The sequence below is a fragment of the Demequina lignilytica genome, assembly GCF_030418375.1.
Taxonomy (GTDB): Bacteria; Actinomycetota; Actinomycetes; order Actinomycetales; family Demequinaceae; genus Demequina; species Demequina lignilytica.
In genome coordinates this window covers 38,618-55,180 of the sequence record NZ_JAUHPZ010000002.1, presented here as the reverse complement: position 1 = coordinate 55,180, position 16,563 = coordinate 38,618, and the positions used below count along the sequence as shown (strand labels likewise).

General features: G+C 70.6%; 14 protein-coding genes. 1 reads left to right on the top strand and 13 read right to left on the bottom strand.

Going from position 1 to position 16,563, the window contains the following annotated elements; all coding sequences use genetic code 11:
- Positions 1 to 29 precede the first annotated feature (29 nt).
- A complete protein-coding gene (gene rarD / locus QQX13_RS03815; protein ID WP_301119482.1) occupies positions 30 to 974 on the top strand; it encodes an EamA family transporter RarD in 945 nt (314 codons plus the stop codon).
- 90 nt (positions 975 to 1,064) lie between these two features.
- Here the strand turns inward: rarD and QQX13_RS03810 are convergent, their stop codons facing one another.
- From QQX13_RS03810 to QQX13_RS03750, 13 genes are all read right to left on the bottom strand, one after another.
- Positions 1,065 to 2,063: a polyprenyl synthetase family protein gene (locus tag QQX13_RS03810; RefSeq protein ID WP_301119480.1), complete on the bottom strand. Its 999-nt coding sequence runs from the start codon at positions 2,061 to 2,063 to the stop codon at positions 1,065 to 1,067.
- 3 nt (positions 2,064 to 2,066) lie between these two features.
- Positions 2,067 to 3,647: an NADH-quinone oxidoreductase subunit NuoN gene (nuoN, locus tag QQX13_RS03805; protein ID WP_301119478.1), complete on the bottom strand. Its 1,581-nt coding sequence runs from the start codon at positions 3,645 to 3,647 to the stop codon at positions 2,067 to 2,069.
- Complete coding sequence (locus QQX13_RS03800) at positions 3,644 to 5,137, bottom strand: NADH-quinone oxidoreductase subunit M (RefSeq protein ID WP_301119476.1); 1,494 nt, start codon at positions 5,135 to 5,137, stop codon at positions 3,644 to 3,646. The genes nuoN and QQX13_RS03800 overlap by 4 nt, the downstream gene beginning before the upstream one ends.
- Before the next feature lie 3 nt (positions 5,138 to 5,140).
- Positions 5,141 to 7,021: an NADH-quinone oxidoreductase subunit L gene (gene nuoL, locus QQX13_RS03795; protein ID WP_301119475.1), complete on the bottom strand. Its 1,881-nt coding sequence runs from the start codon at positions 7,019 to 7,021 to the stop codon at positions 5,141 to 5,143.
- Between the two features lie 4 nt (positions 7,022 to 7,025).
- Positions 7,026 to 7,325, bottom strand: a complete 300-nt coding sequence (nuoK, locus tag QQX13_RS03790; protein ID WP_301119474.1) for an NADH-quinone oxidoreductase subunit NuoK — start codon at positions 7,323 to 7,325, stop codon at positions 7,026 to 7,028.
- A complete protein-coding gene (locus tag QQX13_RS03785; protein ID WP_301119473.1) occupies positions 7,325 to 8,062 on the bottom strand; it encodes an NADH-quinone oxidoreductase subunit J in 738 nt (245 codons plus the stop codon). Before QQX13_RS03785 ends, nuoK begins: the two co-directional genes overlap by 1 nt.
- A complete protein-coding gene (nuoI, locus tag QQX13_RS03780; RefSeq protein WP_301119971.1) occupies positions 8,055 to 8,654 on the bottom strand; it encodes an NADH-quinone oxidoreductase subunit NuoI in 600 nt (199 codons plus the stop codon). The genes QQX13_RS03785 and nuoI overlap by 8 nt, the downstream gene beginning before the upstream one ends.
- Before the next feature lie 86 nt (positions 8,655 to 8,740).
- Positions 8,741 to 10,111: an NADH-quinone oxidoreductase subunit NuoH gene (gene nuoH / locus QQX13_RS03775; RefSeq protein ID WP_301119472.1), complete on the bottom strand. Its 1,371-nt coding sequence runs from the start codon at positions 10,109 to 10,111 to the stop codon at positions 8,741 to 8,743.
- A complete protein-coding gene (locus QQX13_RS03770; protein ID WP_301119471.1) occupies positions 10,111 to 12,597 on the bottom strand; it encodes an NADH-quinone oxidoreductase subunit G in 2,487 nt (828 codons plus the stop codon). Before QQX13_RS03770 ends, nuoH begins: the two co-directional genes overlap by 1 nt.
- Positions 12,594 to 13,913 (bottom strand): NADH-quinone oxidoreductase subunit NuoF, encoded by a 1,320-nt coding sequence (gene nuoF / locus QQX13_RS03765; RefSeq protein WP_301119469.1) that lies wholly within the window; start codon positions 13,911 to 13,913, stop codon positions 12,594 to 12,596. The genes QQX13_RS03770 and nuoF overlap by 4 nt, the downstream gene beginning before the upstream one ends.
- Complete coding sequence (nuoE, locus tag QQX13_RS03760) at positions 13,910 to 14,566, bottom strand: NADH-quinone oxidoreductase subunit NuoE (protein WP_301119467.1); 657 nt, start codon at positions 14,564 to 14,566, stop codon at positions 13,910 to 13,912. Before nuoE ends, nuoF begins: the two co-directional genes overlap by 4 nt.
- Complete coding sequence (locus QQX13_RS03755) at positions 14,563 to 15,912, bottom strand: NADH-quinone oxidoreductase subunit D (RefSeq protein WP_301119465.1); 1,350 nt, start codon at positions 15,910 to 15,912, stop codon at positions 14,563 to 14,565. Before QQX13_RS03755 ends, nuoE begins: the two co-directional genes overlap by 4 nt.
- Positions 15,909 to 16,553 (bottom strand): NADH-quinone oxidoreductase subunit C, encoded by a 645-nt coding sequence (locus QQX13_RS03750; RefSeq protein WP_436968560.1) that lies wholly within the window; start codon positions 16,551 to 16,553, stop codon positions 15,909 to 15,911. The genes QQX13_RS03755 and QQX13_RS03750 overlap by 4 nt, the downstream gene beginning before the upstream one ends.
- Between the last annotated feature and the right edge of the window lie 10 nt (positions 16,554 to 16,563).

Below are 16,563 nucleotides of genomic sequence, written 5' to 3'. Positions count from 1 at the left end.
CGAGGTCCGCGCGGTGCGAGAATCGAGCGGTGACCCCCTCGCTCGACCGCCGCGGACTGACGTACGGCTTCGCCGCCTACTTCATCTGGGGGCTGTTCCCCATCCTCATGGCGTGGCTCGAGCCGGCAGGAGCCCTCGAGATCGTCGCCTGGAGGTCGGTCTCGTCGCTCGCGGTGTGCCTGATGATCGTGCCGTTCATGGCGGGCGCCTGGCCGCGCATCGTCGCCGTGGCCCGGGACGGGCGGACGATGCTGCGGCTCACCGCGGCGTCGCTGCTCATCGCCGTCAACTGGGGGGTGATGGTCTACGCGGTGGTGACCGATCGGGTCGCCTCGACGTCGCTCGGCTACTACATCAACCCGCTCCTGACGGTCGCGCTCGGCGTGTTCTTCCTGCGCGAGCGCCTGCGGCCGATGCAGCTGGTCGCGATCGGGGTCGCCGCCGTGGCCGTGACGGTGGTGGCGGTCGACATGGGCGGGCTGCCGTGGATCTCTCTGGTGCTCGCCACGAGCTTCGGGCTGTACTCCTTCATCAAGAAGGACGTGGGCGCCAAGGTCGACGCGCTCACCGGGCTCACGGTGGAGACCGCGATCCAGCTGCCGCTCGCGATCGGGGTGCTGATCTGGGTGCACGCGTCCGGGACGCAGACGCTGCTGGTCCGCGGCGCGGAGGGGCTGGGCTGGGTCCATGACACGCTCCTGCTCACCACCGGCACCTGGACCGCGGGCGCGCTGCTGATCTTCGCGGCCGCCGCCCGCCGCCTGCCGCTCAACATCTCGGGCCTGCTGCAGTACATCGCCCCCACCATGACGTTCGCGCTGGCGGTCTGGTACTTCCACGAGCCGATGCCGTCCGCACGGTGGGCCGGCTTCGCCCTCGTCTGGGTGGCGCTGGTGCTCATCACCGTCGACTCGTGGCGTGCCCGCGCATCCGCGGCGGTCACCCCGCCGGGGCGGGTCACCGAGCCGGTGTAACCGTCGAAGGGCCTTGAGCTCCCCGCGGGAGACGACGATCGCGCGGTAGGGGCGGTGAGTTCCCCGCAGCGGGAGGGAGCGGGGGTGTGGTCAGGCCGCGCGGGCGACCAGGGCCTCGGCGAAGGCGCCGAGCGCGTCCTTCACGTCGCCCTCGGGGAGGCTCGCGATGGCGCCGACCGCCTGATAGGCCCAGCGGCGCGCCAGCTCCGCGGTCTCGTCGAGCACCGGGTGCACGGCGAGGCGTGCGACCACGTCGGCGAGCGCCGCGTCGTCGCTCAGGTCCCCGTCGATCGCCGCGAGCAGGGCGCGGTCCTCGTCGGTCGCCTCCGGCGACGCGACCCGCCGGCGCAGCAGGAGCACCGGCATGGTGGGCACGCCCTCGCGGAGGTCCGTGCCGGGGGTCTTGCCGGTCGTGGCGGCGTCCGAGCGGATGTCGATCACGTCGTCGGCCAGCTGGAACGCCACCCCGGCGAACTCGCCGTAGCGCGTGACCTGCTCGACCATGGAGCGCGGCGCGCCTCCGAACATCGCTCCGAACCGCGCCGACGTCGCGATCAGCGACGCCGTCTTGTCCGCGAGGACCTGGAGGTAGAAGGCCACCGGGTCGTCCGCATCGTCCGGCCCCACGGTCTCGTGGAGCTGGCCGATGCACAGCCGCTCGAAGGTCTCCGCCTGGATGCGGACGGCCGCGGGGCCCAGTCCCGCGACCACCGTCGAGGCGCGCGCGAACAGCAGATCGCCGGTGAGGATCGCGACGGAGTTGCCCCACACCTCGTGCGCCGAGGGGGCGCCGCGCCGGGTGGGCGCGGAGTCCATGACGTCGTCGTGGTACAGCGTCGCGAGGTGGGTGAGCTCCACCACCACCGCGGCGTCGAGCACCTCAGGACGCGAGCCGTCGCCGAGCTGGGCGCACAGCAGGACCAGCATGGGGCGCAGACGCTTGCCTCCCGCGTCGACCAGGTGACGGGACGATGCGTCGGCGAGCTTGTCGGACTGGGCGACCGCGTCGCGCAGCCGCTCCTCGACCAGGTCCAGCCGGGGCTGGAGCTCCGAGTCGAGGGCGGCGTTGCCGATCGTCAGCGTGGCCATGCGTCAGCCGGCGGAGCCGATGAGCAGCACGGCGGCGTTCTCGAAGGCCGAGAGCACCGGGCCCGGCACGACTCCGAGCAGCACCACCGCGGCGGCGGTGATCACGACCACGACGCGAGCGAGCGGCGAGTAGTCGACCTCGATGGCCTCCTCCTGACCGTCGGGCACGTCGGTGAAGAACATCAGCACGATCAGGCGGACGTAGAAGAACGCGGCCGCCGCGGAGGCGATCACGGCGACCAGCACGAGCGGCCAGGCGCCCTCCGAGATCGCCGCGGCGAAGGCGACGAACTTGCCGACGAAGCCCGCGGTCAGCGGGATGCCCGCGAAGGAGAGCAGGAACAGCGCCATCGCTCCTGCCAGCAGCGGCGAGCGCTTGCCGAGGCCCGCCCACTGTCCGAGGCGCGTGGCCTCGCCCAGGACCGTGCCGTCGTCGGACCTCTCGCGCACCTGGGTGATCACCGCGAACGCGCCGAGCGTGGCGAGGCCGTAGGCGAGCAGGTAGAACGGCAGCGCCGCGAGGGTCGCCTCGGGGAAGCCCGCGAAGGCGACCAGGATGAAGCCCGCGTGCGCCACCGACGAGTAGGCCAGCATGCGCTTGAGGTCGGTCTGCACCAGCGCGACCACGGTGCCGAGCAGCATGGAGGCGATCGCGACGGCCCAGAACAGCCAGGACAGCTCCCACGTCAGGCCGTAGAACGCCTCGTAGGACACGCGGATCAGCGCGGCTGTGGCGGCGGCCTTGGTGGCGGCGCCCATGAACGCGGTCACCGGGGTCGGGGCGCCCTGATAGGCGTCCGGCGTCCACGAGTGGAACGGGACGGCGCCGAGCTTGAACAGCAGGCCGACCACGACGAGCACGGCGCCGCCGAGGATCAGCGGGTCCAGGCCCGAGACCGTCGCGATGCCGTCGGCGATGCCCGTGAGGGAGGCCGACCCGGTCGCGCCGTAGAGCAGTGCCGCACCGAACAGGAACAGCGCCGACGAGAAGGCTCCGAGCAGGAAGTACTTCAGCGCGCCCTCGTGCGAGAGCATCCGACGACGGCGCGCGAGCGCCACCAGGATGTACAGCGGCAGCGAGAAGAGCTCGAGCGCGACGAAGAGGAACACCAGGTCCGTCACCGACGTGAACAGCATCATGCCGCCCACCGCGAACAGCGCGAGCGGGAACACCTCCGTCACCTGCATGCCCTTGCGGCGGGCGAGGGTCTCCTCGGTGGACCCCGGGGCGACCGAGCCGAGCGACGTGAACGCCTCCTCGCCGGCGCGGGTGCGCGCGGCGAACAGCAGCGCGCCGAGCGCGCCGAACACGAGGATCACGATCTGCCAGGCGAGCGCCTGGCGGTCGACGGTGAGCATGCCGGCGAGCACCTCGGTGCCGGCGCCCTCGAGCCCGGCCCACTGCACGACGGCCACGCCGGCCGCGCCGATCAGCGCGACGAGCGAGAGCCCCAGCTGCGCCGCGCGACGGGTCGCGGGCGTGCGGACGAAGGACTCGACGAGGATCCCGATGGCGGCCGCGCCGAGCACCACGATGATGGGCGCGAGCGGCGCCCAGGCGATCTCAGGGGTCACGAAGCTCACTCGCCTGCCTCCTCAGCGACGACGGCGGACACATAGTCGGCGGACGGCTCCCGCACCGTGTCGAGCGCGATCCCGGGCAGGAAGCCGAGGATCAGCATCAGGATCACGAGGGGCCACAGCACCACGCGCTCCCGGACGGACAGCTCGCGGGTGGCCTCGAGCCCCTCGCGCGTGGGTCCGGTGAACACCTTCTGATAGGTCAGCAGGATGTAGAGCGCGGCGAGCACGACACCGATCGACGAGACGATGACCGCCGTCTTCGCGACGGAGAACGCGCCGATCAGCACCATGATCTCGGACACGAACGGCGACAGGCCGGGCAGCGCGAGGGCGCTCAGACCGATGATCAGGAACGTGCCGGCGAACACCGGGACCACCTTCTGGAGGCCGCCGTAGTCGGACACGTTCGCGCTGCCGTAGCGCTCGATGAGGAACCCGACCGCGAAGAACAGCGCGCCCGTCGAGAGGCCGTGGTTGAACATGTACAGCGCGGCGCCCTCGATGGACGTCTGGGTGAAGGCGAAGATGCCGAGCACCATGATGCCGAAGTGGCTGACGGACGTGAACGAGACGAGCCGCAGCATGTTGGTCTGGCCGATCGCGAGGAGGGCGCCGTAGATGACGGAGATCACCGCGAAGATGATGATCGCCGGGGCCGCCCAGCGGGCGGCGTCGGGGAACAGCGCGATACCGAGCGTCAGCATGCCGAAGGTGCCGATCTTGTCGAGCACCGCGACCAGCAGGGCGGTGGTGCCCGGGCGCGCGTTCTCGGCGACCGTCGGCAGCCACGTGTGGACCGGGACCATGGGCGCCTTGATCGCGAACGCCAGGAAGAACGCGAGGAAGATCAGGCGCTCCGCCGTGGTCGACATGGTCAGCCCAGTGAGGTTGTCCGTGAGGAACGCCTGGTCGCCGCCGGGCCCCTGGAAGTACAGCGCCACGACCCCGACCAGCATGATCAGGCCGCCGGCCAGCGAGTACAGCAGGAACTTCACCGCGGCGTAGCGGCGCTGGACGCCGCCGAACGAGCCGATGAGGAAGTACAGCGGGATCAGCATCGCCTCGAACAGCACGTAGAAGAGGAAGACGTCGCGGGCGGCGAAGATGCCGACCATGAACGCCTGGCTCAGCAGGATCAGCGCGAGGTAGTGCGTGCGCCGGTCCTCCGCCTCGTCCTCCTTCCAGGCCGCGAGGATCGCGAGCGGGGTGAGGATCGCGGCGAGCACGATCATCAGCAGGCCGATGCCGTTGACGCCGAGCGCCCAGCTCGCGCCGATCTGCGGGATCCACGCGTACGTCTCGGAGAACTGGAAGGTGGCGGCGGCCGCCGTGTCGAACTGCGCGAACAGCACGATGGCGAGCACGAGCTCCACGGCCGTGACGGCGAGCGCGATCTCGCGGACGCGCGCGCGGGCGCCGGCGGGCAGGGCCCACAGCAGCGCCGCGCCCACCGCGGGGACGGCCACCATGACGGTCAGGATCGGGAACATGGCTTAGAGACCCCCCTGGACCACGACGAGGATGACGATGACAAGGCCGACCAGCATGGTCGCGGCGTACGAGCGGACCTGGCCGGTCTGGAGGCGACGCGCCACCTCACCGGTCTTGGACCACGCCTCGCCGCCGCCGTTGACGGCGCCGTCCACCACGGCGGCATCCGCGTAGACGAGCGTCCGCGTGAGGTGCGTGCCCGGCCGCTCGAAGACCGCGCGGTTGACGCTGTCCTGGAACATGTCGTTGCGGGCGGCGATGGTGGCCAGCGAGGCGGCGGGGGCCTCCTCGGGCACGTCCGCCGCTCCGTACTTGCGCCACGCGACCCACACGCCCAGCGCGACCAGGATGAGGGTCGCCGCCATCAGCACGGGCACGGGCAGCACCGGCTCGTGGTGCTCGGCGTGCCCTGTGACGGGCTCGAGCCAGTGCGAGAAGCGGTCGCCGACCGCGAGGAACAGGCCCAGGAACGCCGAGCCCACCGCGAGGATGATCATCGGCACGGTCATGAGCGCGGGCGACTCGTGGGGGTGCTGGCCGTCGGTCCAGCGCGCCTTGCCATGGAAGGTCATGAAGAACAGGCGCGACATGTAGAACGCGGTGAGGCCTGCGCCGATCAGCGCGGCGCCGCCGAGGATCCACGGCTGGGCGCCCTCGCCGACGAACGCGGCCTCGATGATCTTGTCCTTCGACCAGAAGCCCGAGAACGGCGGGATGCCCAGGATCGCGAGCCAGCCCAGACCGAAGGTGACCCAGGTGGTGACCATCGCGGTGCGGAGCGCGCCGAAGCGGCGCATGTCGACCTGGTCGCCCATCCCGTGCATCACGGAGCCGGCGCCGAGGAACATGCCGGCCTTGAAGAAGCCGTGCGTGACCAGGTGGAAGATCGCGAAGGCGTAGCCGATGGGTCCGAGGCCCGCGGCGAGCATCATGTAGCCGATCTGCGACATGGTCGAGGCGGCGAGCGCCTTCTTGATGTCGTCCTTCGCCATACCGATGAGCGCGCCCAGGATGAGGGTGAACGCACCCACCGCGGCGATCGCGGTCTGGGCGCTCGGGGCGCCCTCGAGGATCGGCGCGGAGCGCACCAGCAGGTAGACGCCGGCGGTCACCATGGTCGCCGCATGGATGAGCGCGGAGACCGGCGTGGGGCCCGCCATGGCGTCGCCCAGCCAGGACTGCAGCGGGAACTGCGCCGACTTTCCGCAGGCCGCGAGCAGCAGCGTGAGGCCGATCGCGGTGAGCGTCGCGGTGGAGACGCCGTCGACGTTCGCGAAGACGGTCTCGAAGTCGACGCCGCCGAGGTAGGCGAACATGAGGCCCATCGCGAGGATGAGCCCGATGTCGCCGATGCGGTTCACCACGAAGGCCTTCTTGGCGGCCGTCGCGTACTCCGGCTTGAAGTTCCAGAAGCCGATGAGCAGGTACGACGCGAGACCCACGCCCTCCCAGCCGACGAACAGCAGCAGATAGCTGTCGGCGAGCACCAGCAGGAGCATCGCGGCCACGAAGAGGTTGAGGTACGCGAAGAAGATGCGCCGGTTCGGGTCGTGCTCCATGTACGCCACGGAGTAGACGTGGATGAGCGTGCCCACGAAGGTCACGAGCATCACGAAGGTCAGCGACAGCGGGTCCACCAGCAGGCCGGCGTCGAGGTTGAGCTCGGCGCCCGGGATCCAGCTGAACAGGTGGACCGCGTGCGAGCGCTCCTCCGCGTCGAGGCCGAGCATCTGGATGAGCGCGAGCAGGCCGACCACGAAGGCGGAGCCGGACGCGGCGACGCCGAGCCAGTGGCCCCACGAGTCGGCGCGCCTGCCCGCGAGCAGCAGCACGGCGCTGCTGGCCAGGGGCACCGCGATGAGAAGCCAGGTGAGATCAAGCATGGGGTCAGCCCTTCAGCTCGGCGGGCTCGTCGAGCGAGATGGTCTGGCGTGCACGGAAGACCGCGATGATGATCGCGAGACCGACCACGACCTCGGCGGCCGCGACCACCATGACGAAGAACGCCATGACCTGGCCGTCGATCTCCCCGTGGATGCGGGCGAAGGCGACGAGCGCGAGGTTGGCGGCGTTCAGCATGAGCTCGACTCCCATGAACGCGACGATCGCGTTGCGGCGCAGCAGCACCGCGGCGGAGCCGATCGCGAACAGGATGCTCGCGAGGATCACGAAGTTGACGGGGTCCATCAGCGGTCGTCCTCCTTCCGGCTCGGGTCCTCCAGCTGGGCGCGGAACTCGGCGCCGTCCTGCACCTGGTTGCGGATCTTGAGCACGCGCGACACCGACGCCTCGATGGGCTTGCCCTCCGGGTCGAGGGCAGGGATGTCGAGCGCGTTGTGGCGGGCGTACACGCCGGGGAAGACCTTGTTGACCGGGTCGGAGCCGGTGCGGACGCGGTCACGCTGCACCTCGACCTGGGTCCGGCGCGGCTTGAGCCGCGGCACGTGGGTGAGCACGAGCGCCCCGACCGCGGCGGTGATCAGCACGAAGCCCAGCACCTCGATCACGAGCACGTACTTCTCGAACAGGAGGATCGCGATCGGCTCCGGATCGCCCACGGCGCCCTCCTCGGCCACGGGGATGCTCACCCGGGTGATCAGCGACACCAGGAACGCGCCCAGGCCGCCGGCGGCGAAGAACGCGATCCAGCGCTGCGCGGTGATGGTCTCCTTGAGGTCCTCGCGCTGATCGACTCCGACCAGCATGAGCACGAAGAGGAACAGCATCATGACCGCGCCCGTGTAGACCACGATCTGCACGACGCCCAGGAACGGCGCGTCGAGGGCGACGTACGCGGCCGCGAGACCCACCATCACCAGCACGATCGACATCGCGATGTGCACGGCCTTGCGGGCGAACAGCAGCGACAGCGCGGGGATCACGGTGATCGCCGCGATGATCCAGAACAGGATCGGGCTAACCACGGCTGGCCTCCTTGGCGTCCCGGTTCTCCGGCAGCGTCGGCTCCTCGGGACGGTTCTCGCGCACCCACTCGATCTGGGCGTCGACCACCTGGGTCACGTCGCCGCGGTAGTAGTCGCCGTCGGTGGTGCCGGGCACCATCGGGTGCGGCGCCGCGAGCATGTCCTCGCCCATCGGGGCCAGCAGGTCCTGCTTCTCGTAGATCAGGCCCTCGCGGGTGGGCCCGGCGAGCTCGTAGTCGTTGGTCATCGTGAGCGCGCGCGTCGGGCACGCCTCGATGCACAGACCGCAGAAGATGCAACGCAGGTAGTTGATCTGGTAGACCCGGCCGTAGCGCTCGCCGGGGCTCACCTGGTGGTCGGGCGTGTTCGAGTCCGCCTCGACATAGATCGCGTCCGCGGGGCACGCCCAGGCGCACAGCTCGCAGCCGATGCACTTCTCGAGCCCGTCCGCGTAGCGGTTGAGCTGGTGGCGGCCGTGGTAGCGCGGCGCCGTCGGGTTCTTGACCTTCGGGTACTGCTCGGTCACGGTGGGCCGGAAGAAGTTGCGCAGCGAGACGCCGAAGCCGGCGACCGGGGCGAAGGCCTCGCCGATCGGGCCCTTCTTCTTGAAGTTCGACTCGAAGGTCTCGCGCTTGCCGTCGCGCTCGCGGTTGACCTTCCAGACCTCGTCGGACTCGCTCACTCGGAGTCCTCCTCTCGCTTGCCGGCATGCGCCTCGACCGTGCGGCCCGACCGCGGGGACGGCGGGAGCACCTGGTGAGGCATCGGGGGTACGGGGTAGCCGCCCGCGAACGCGTCGAGAACCTCGGGCTCGCGGTCCTCGGCGGGGGCCTCCTCCTCGGACTTCTTCGAGTCGGTGACGAAGCTCCACACCGCGATCAGCAGCAGGATGCCGATGACGGCCGCGACCGCGTCGTAGACGTTGAGGTCGCGGTCGAAGTGGTCGAACAGCTCGCGGCCGACGGCGAAGAACACCAGCCAGCCGAGGCCGACGGGGATGAGCACCTTCCAGCCGAACTTCATGAACTGGTCGTAGCGGAAACGCAGGACCGACCCGCGGATCCACACGAACACGAACATCAGCAGCCAGATCTTCACGATCAGCCAGATGGGCGGGAAGAACCCGGTGTTGAGGAACTCGGCTCCCGGCCAGGACGCGGGCCACGGAGCGCGCCAGCCGCCGAGGAACAGCGTGGTCGCGACGGCCGAGACGTTGATCATGTTCATGTACTCGGCGAGGAAGAACCACGCGAACTTCATCGAGGAGTACTCGGTCATGAAGCCGGCGACCAGCTCGCCCTCGGCCTCGGGGAGGTCGAAGGGCAGACGGTTGGTCTCGCCGACCATGGAGATGACGTAGAGCACGAAGGCGGGCAGCAGCGGCCAGATCCACCAGCGGTCGGTCTGCGCGTCGACGATCCCCTGCGTGCTCATCGTGCCCGACAGCATGAACACCGTCACGAGCGACAGGCCCATGGCCAGCTCGTAGGAGATGACCTGCGCGGTCGAGCGGATCGAGCCCATGAGCGGATACGTCGAGCCCGAGGCCCATCCGCCGAGGACGATGCCGTACACGCCCAGGGCGGCGCACGCGAGGATGAAGAGCACCGCCACCGGGAAGTCGGTCAGCTGCAGCGGTGTGACCTCCTCGGTGCCGATGATCCGGGTCGCGGGACCGAACGGGATCACGGAGAAGATCAGGATCGCGCAGAACACCGAGATCATCGGCGCGACGATGTACAGCGCCTTCTCGGACTTGCGGACGGTGATGTCCTCCTTGAACAGGAGCTTCATCGCGTCGGCCACGGACTGCAGCAGTCCGAACGGTCCCAGGCGGTTCGGTCCGGGGCGCTCCTGGAGGCGGCCGATCACGCGGCGCTCGAACCACACCGCGAAGAGCACGCTGGTGAGGAGGAACGCGACGATCAGCACCGCCTTGATGATGACGATCCAGATCGAGTCGCCGGCGAGCGTGCTCGACACGTCGGCGTCCTCGGACACCGGCTGGACGGCGGTCGCGAGACCCGCGGCGAATGCGGAGAGCGCCATCACTCTGCCCCCTTCACGGACACGGTGGCCCCGGCGGACGCGCCCAGGTCGCGGGCGACCCAGGAGCCGGGAGACTTCAGCGGCAGCCAGATCACGCCGTCGACCATGTCGGTGACCACGGCGGGCAGCTCGATCGCGCCGCGCTCGCTCGCCACCGTCACGGTGCGGGCGACGCCGAGCGCGTCGGCGGTCGCCTGCGACAGGCGGGCCACGGCGACGCGGCCGGTGCCGGCCAGGTAGGGCTCGCCCGCCTGGAGCGCACCCTCGTCGACCAGCTGGTGCCAGGTCGCCAGCGCGGCCTGGCCCTTCGCCGGCTTCGCGGGCTTGGCCGCCTTCGCCTTCGGCGCGGCCGCACGCTCCCCGGTTCCGGCGGCGCCCAGCGCGGCCAACTCCGAGTTGACGGCCTCGACGGTGCCGGTGCCGAGGGCGGCACCGAGCTCCCTGGCCAGCAGGTCGAGCACCCGGTGATCGGACATGGCGTCCGTGCGGATGGCGGTCGCGAACGAGCGCAGGCGACCCTCCCAGTTCACGAAGGTGCCGGACTTCTCCGACGGCGGCGCGACCGGCAGCACCACGTCCGCGCGGGACGCGATGTCGCTGCGGCGCACCTCGAGGGAGACGACGAAGTCCACCGCGTCGAGCGCGGCGGGGACGTCCGCGGCGAGGTCGGAGGCGCTGACGCCACCGACCACCAGGGCACCGATCTCGCCTGCCGCCGCGGCGGCCAGGATGCCGGCCGTGTCACGGCCCGGCTTCTCCGGGAGCGAGTCGACGCCCCACGCCTCGGCGACGGCCGCGCGGGCGGCCTTCGACGATGCGGCGCGGCCGCCGGGGAGCAGGCCGGGAAGCGCGCCCGCCTCGACGGCGCCGCGCTCACCCGCACGGCGCGGGATCCACGCGAGCCGTGCTCCGGTCGCCGCGGCAAGCTCCTGTGCGGCGGTGAAGCCGCCGGCGGACTCGGCCACGCGCTCGCCCAGCACGATCACGGCGCCCGGCTGCGACAGGGCCTCGCGCGCATCGTCCGCCAGTCCGCTCAGCGCGGCGGCCTCCTGGCCGGGCGCCGTCGGGACGAGCGTGGCGGCGAGCTTCTCGGCGCCACGGGACAGGAACGGGGCGACGGTCAGGACCTGCTGACGACCCAGCGACTTGCGCAGGCGCAGGAACACCACGCCGCCCTCGTCCTCGGGCTCGAACCCGACCATCAGGACGGTCGGCGCCTTCTCGAGGTCTCCGAAGGTCACGCCCATGCCGGTGCCGGCGACGGCGGAGCCGAGGAACGCCTGCTCCTCGTCGCTCGCCGCGCGGGCGCGGGAGTCCACGTCGTTGGTGCCGAGCACCGTGCGCGCGAGCTTGGCGTAGGCGTAGGCGTCCTCGAGGGTGACGCGGCCGCCGACCAGCACGCCCGCGGTCCGCGCGTCGCCCTCCTCGGGCTCGGCGGTCGCGGCGCGGATGCCCGCCGCCGCGGCGGCGAGAGCCTCGGGCCACGAGACCTCGACCAGCTCGCCGTCCTTGCGGACCAGCGGGCGGGCGAGGCGGTCGTCGAGGTTCTGCCACGCGAAGGCGAAGCGGTCCTTGTCGGTGATCCAGTCCTCGTTCACCACCGGGTCGTTGTCCGCGAGGCGGCGCAGGATCTTGCCGCGCCGGTGGTCGATGCGGATCGCGGAGCCCGACGAGTCGTGCTCGGAGATCGCCGGCGAGGACACGAGGTCGAACGGGCGGGAGCGGAACCGGTACGCGGCCGAGGTGAGCGCGCCCACCGGGCAGATCTGCACCGTGTTGCCGGAGTAGTAGGAGGAGAACGCCTTGCCGGCCTCGTCCTCGGCGGCGGCACCGACGGGACGGTAGCCGTCGAAGTCGAGCACGTCCTCGTCGAACGTGCCGATCTGCTGCTGCGCGCCGCGGTTCTGGAGGTCGATGAACGCGTCGCCCGCGATCTCCTTCGAGAACCGGGTGCAGCGCTGGCACAGCACGCAGCGCTCGCGGTCGAGCAGGATCTCCGAGCTCAGCGCCAGCGGCTTCTCGAAGACGCGCTTGACGTCGACGAAGCGGCTCTCGGGGCGGCCGTGGCTCATCGCCTGGTTCTGCAGGGGGCACTCGCCGCCCTTGTCGCAGACGGGGCAGTCCAGCGGGTGGTTGATGAGCAGCAGCTCCATCACGCCCTTCTGGGCGCGGTCGGCCTCCTCGGAGGTGTGCTGCGTGTTCACCACCATGCCGTTCGTCACCGTCATGGTGCACGATGCCTGGGGCTTGGGGAACGCGCGCAGGTTGCCGTCGGGGCCCGGGCTGGCGACGTCGACCAGGCACTGGCGGCAGGCGCCGGCGGGCTTGAGCGCGGGGTGGTCGCAGAAGCGCGGGATCTCGATGCCGATCTGCTCCGCGGCGCGGATGATGAGCGTGCCCTTGGGCACGGTCACCTCGGTGCCGTCGATGGTGAGCGTGACGGTCTCGACGGCCTCGGCTGCGGGCTTGTCCGCGGTCGCGGTCATGCGTGCGCCTCCTCAGGTGCATCGGCGTACTCGAAGAGCGCCGAGGCGGCGTGGTCGAACGGGCAGCCGCCCTGCTCGACGTGGGCCTCGTACTCCTCGCGGAAGAGCTTCACGGAGCTGATGATCGACGAGGTCGCGCCGTCGCCCAGCGCGCAGAACGAGCGGCCCGCGATCGAGTCGCAGGTGTCGAGCAGCTGCTGGATGTCGGCCTGCGTGCCCTGGCCCTTCTCGATCCGCTTGAGGATCTGGGTGAGCCAGTAGGTGCCCTCGCGGCAGGGGGTGCACTTGCCGCAGGACTCGTGCTTGTAGAACTCGGTCCAGCGGGTCACGGCCCGCACCACGCAGGTCGTGTCGTCGAAGAGCTGGAGCGCGCGCGTGCCGAGCATCGAGCCCGCCGCGCCCACCGACTCGTAGTCGAGCGGCGTGTCCAGGTGGTCCTGGGTGAAGATCGGGGTGGAGGAGCCGCCCGGCGTCCAGAACTTCAGCTCGTGGCCCTCGCGGATGCCGCCGGCGAGCTCGAGGAGCTCGCGCAGCGTGATGCCGAGCGGCGCCTCGTACTGACCCGGACGGGTGACGTGCCCGGAGAGCGAGAACAGGCCCATGCCCTTCGAGCGCTCGGTGCCCATCGCCGTGAACCACTCGACGCCCTTGTCGACGATCGACGGCACGGAGGCCACCGACTCGACGTTGTTGACCACGGTCGGGCGCGCGTAGAGGCCCGCGACCGCCGGGAACGGGGGCTTGAGCCGCGGCTGGCCGCGGCGCCCCTCGAGCGAGTCGAGCAGCGCGGTCTCCTCGCCGCAGATGTAGGCGCCGGCGCCGGCGTGGACGGTCACGTCGAGGTCGAAGCCGCTGCCGTGGATGTTCTTGCCCAGGTGCCCGGCCTCGTAGGCCTCGCGCACGGCCTGCAGCAGGCGGCGGTACACGTGCACCACCTCGCCGCGCAGGTAGATGAAGGCGTGGTTGCAGCCGATGGCGAAGGACGTGATGATCACGCCCTCGACCAGCGCGTGCGGCGCGGACATCATGGTCGGGATGTCCTTGCACGTGCCCGGCTCGGACTCGTCGGCGTTGACCACCAGGTAGCGGGGGCCGCCGTCGTCCGGGGGCAGGAAGCCCCACTTCATGCCGGTGGGGAAGCCCGCGCCGCCACGGCCGCGCAGACCCGAGTCCTTGACGGCCTGGATGAGGTCGCCGGGCGCCATGCCCAGGGCCTTCTTCAGCGGCGCGTAGCCGCCGGCGGCGGTGTAGGTGTCCAGGCTCCAGGACTTCTCGTCGGCCCAGGTCGCGCTCAGGACGGGAACCAGCTCGGTCACTTGGACGCCCCCTTCCAGCCCTGCTCCTTGGCGGCCTTGAGGCCCGCGAGGGTGGGAGCACCCGCGCCCTGGTCCTCGTCGGCACGCCCGTCCTCGAATCCGGCGAGCACACGCGAGACGTCCTTGAAGCACGCCACCTTGCCCGGTCCGCGCGTCGGCGCGACGTCCTTGCCAGCACGGAGGTCGTCGACGATCTGCTTGGCGGACTCGGGCGTCTGGTTGTCGAAGAACTCCCAGTTGACCATCATGACGGGCGCATAGTCGCAGGCCGCGTTGCACTCGAGCCGCTCGAGGGTGATCTGGCCGTCCTCGGTGGTCTCGTCGTGCCCGACGCCCACGTGCTCGGACAGCTCGTCCCAGATGCGGTCGCCCCCCATGACGGCGCACAGCGTGTTGGTGCAGACGCCCACCTGGTACTCGCCGTTGGGACGACGCTTGTACTGGGTGTAGAACGTCGCGACCGCGGAGACCTCGGCGGCCGTCAGGTCGAGCTGGTCCGCGCAGAACTGGATGCCGTCGGGGCTGACGTACCCGTCGACCGACTGCACCAGGTGCAGCATCGGCAGCAGCGCGGAGCGCTTGACCGGGTAGCGGCCGACGATCGCGGCGGCGTCCTCGGCCAGCTGCGTCAGGGTGGACTCGTCGTAGGTCATCGGTCGACGCCTCCCAGGACCATGTCGATGGTGGCGATGGCGACCACGACGTCGGCGACCTGGCCGCCCTCCGTCAGGATCGACAGCGCCTGCAGGTTGTTGAAGCCGGGGTCACGGAAGTGCGCGCGCCACGGCTTGGTGCCGCCGTCGGAGACCAGGTGGACGCCCAGCAGGCCCTTGGGGCCCTCCGTCGCGACGTAGACCTGGCCGGCGGGGACCTTGAATCCCTCGGTGACCAGCTTGAAGTGGTGGATGAGCGACTCCATCGACTCGCCCATGATGTGCCGGATGTGCTCCAGCGAGTTGCCCTGGCCGTCGGAGCCGACGGAGAGCTGGGCGGGCCACGCCACCTTCTTGTCCGCGACCATCACGGGCTGGCCCTCGCTCGCCTCGAGGCGCTCGACGCACTGCTCGACGATCTTGAGGGACTCGTAGCACTCCTCCAGGCGCAGCACCACGCGGGAGTACGCGTCCGCATCCGTGCTCGTCGGCACCTGGAAGTCGTAGGTCTCGTACCCGCAGTACGGCTCGGCCTTGCGCACGTCGTACGGCAGACCCGCGGACCGCAGGATCGGTCCGGTGATGCCCAGCGCCATGCAGCCGGCGAGGTCGAGCACGGCGACGTCCTGCAGCCGGCCCTTGAAGATCGGGTTCGCGAGCTGCAGGTCCACGAGCTCGTCGAGCTTCTGCTTGACCTTGGGGATCATCGCGCGGATCGCGTCGGTCGCCCCCTCGGGCGCGTCCTGCGCGACGCCGCCGGGACGGATGTAGGCGTTGTTGGTGCGGAGCCCCGAGATGAGCTCGATGACCTTGAAGGTCTCCTCACGCGCGACGAACGCGGTGGTCATCACCGTGGTCGCGCCCATCTCGTTGCCGCCGGTGCCGACCGCGACCAGGTGCGAGCCGATGCGGGTGAGCTCGGCCATCAGGACGCGCAGGACGCTCGCGCGCTCGGGCACGTCGTCGGTGATGCCGAGCAGCTTCTCCACGCCGAGGCAGTAGGCGAGCTCCTGGGCCATGGACGCGACGTAGTCCATGCGGGTGCAGAAGGTCACGCCCTGGGTCCAGGTGCGGAACTCCATGTTCTTCTCGATGCCCGTGTGGAGGTAGCCGATGCCGGCGCGGGTCTCCGTGATGGTCTCGCCCTCGATCTCGAGCATCACGCGGAGCACGCCGTGGGTCGACGGGTGCTGAGGACCCATGTTGACGACGATGCGCTGCTGGCCCAGGCGGGCGGCCTCGTCGGCGATCTCGCTCCAGTCGCCACCGTAGGCGCTGTACTCGGGGGCCTCCGGGTCCTCGGTGAAGGGCCCGGTGGCGTGCGGTGCGGTCGTCGATTCGCTCATCGGTACTGCCTCCGGGTGTCGGGCGAGGGGATCTCGGCGCCCTTGAACTCGACGTCGATGCCGCCCAGCGGGTAGTCCTTCCGCTGCGGGTGTCCCACCCAGTCGTCCGGCATCTCGATGCGCGCGAGCGAGGGGTGGCCGTCGAAGACGATCCCGAAGAAGTCCCAGGTCTCCCGCTCGTGCCAGTTGTTCATCGGGTAGACGGAGGTCACCGACGGGATGTGGGGGTCGGCGTCCGGGACGGAGACCTCGAGGCGCAGGCGGCGGTTGTGGGTGATCGACTGGATCGGGTACACCGCGTGGAGCTCGCGGCCCGCGTCCGCCGGATAGTGGACGCCGGAGACGCCGAGGCACAGCTCGAAGCGGAGGTCCTGGTCGTCGCGCAGGTGCTGGCACACCTCGACCAGGTGCTCGCGCGCGATGTGCAGCGTCAGCTCGCCGCGATCGACCACGACGCCCTCGATGGCGGCCCCCGCATCGTCCCCGAGCAGCTCCTCGAGCACGTCGACGACGCCGTCGAACCACTCCCCGTAGGGGCGCTCGGACACGCCGGGCATCTGGATCGGCTTGACCAGCAGGTCGTAGCCGGTCGTGTCACCCTGGGCGCCGAACATACCCTCGCGGACGTTGATCAGGGTCATCGGCTTCCGG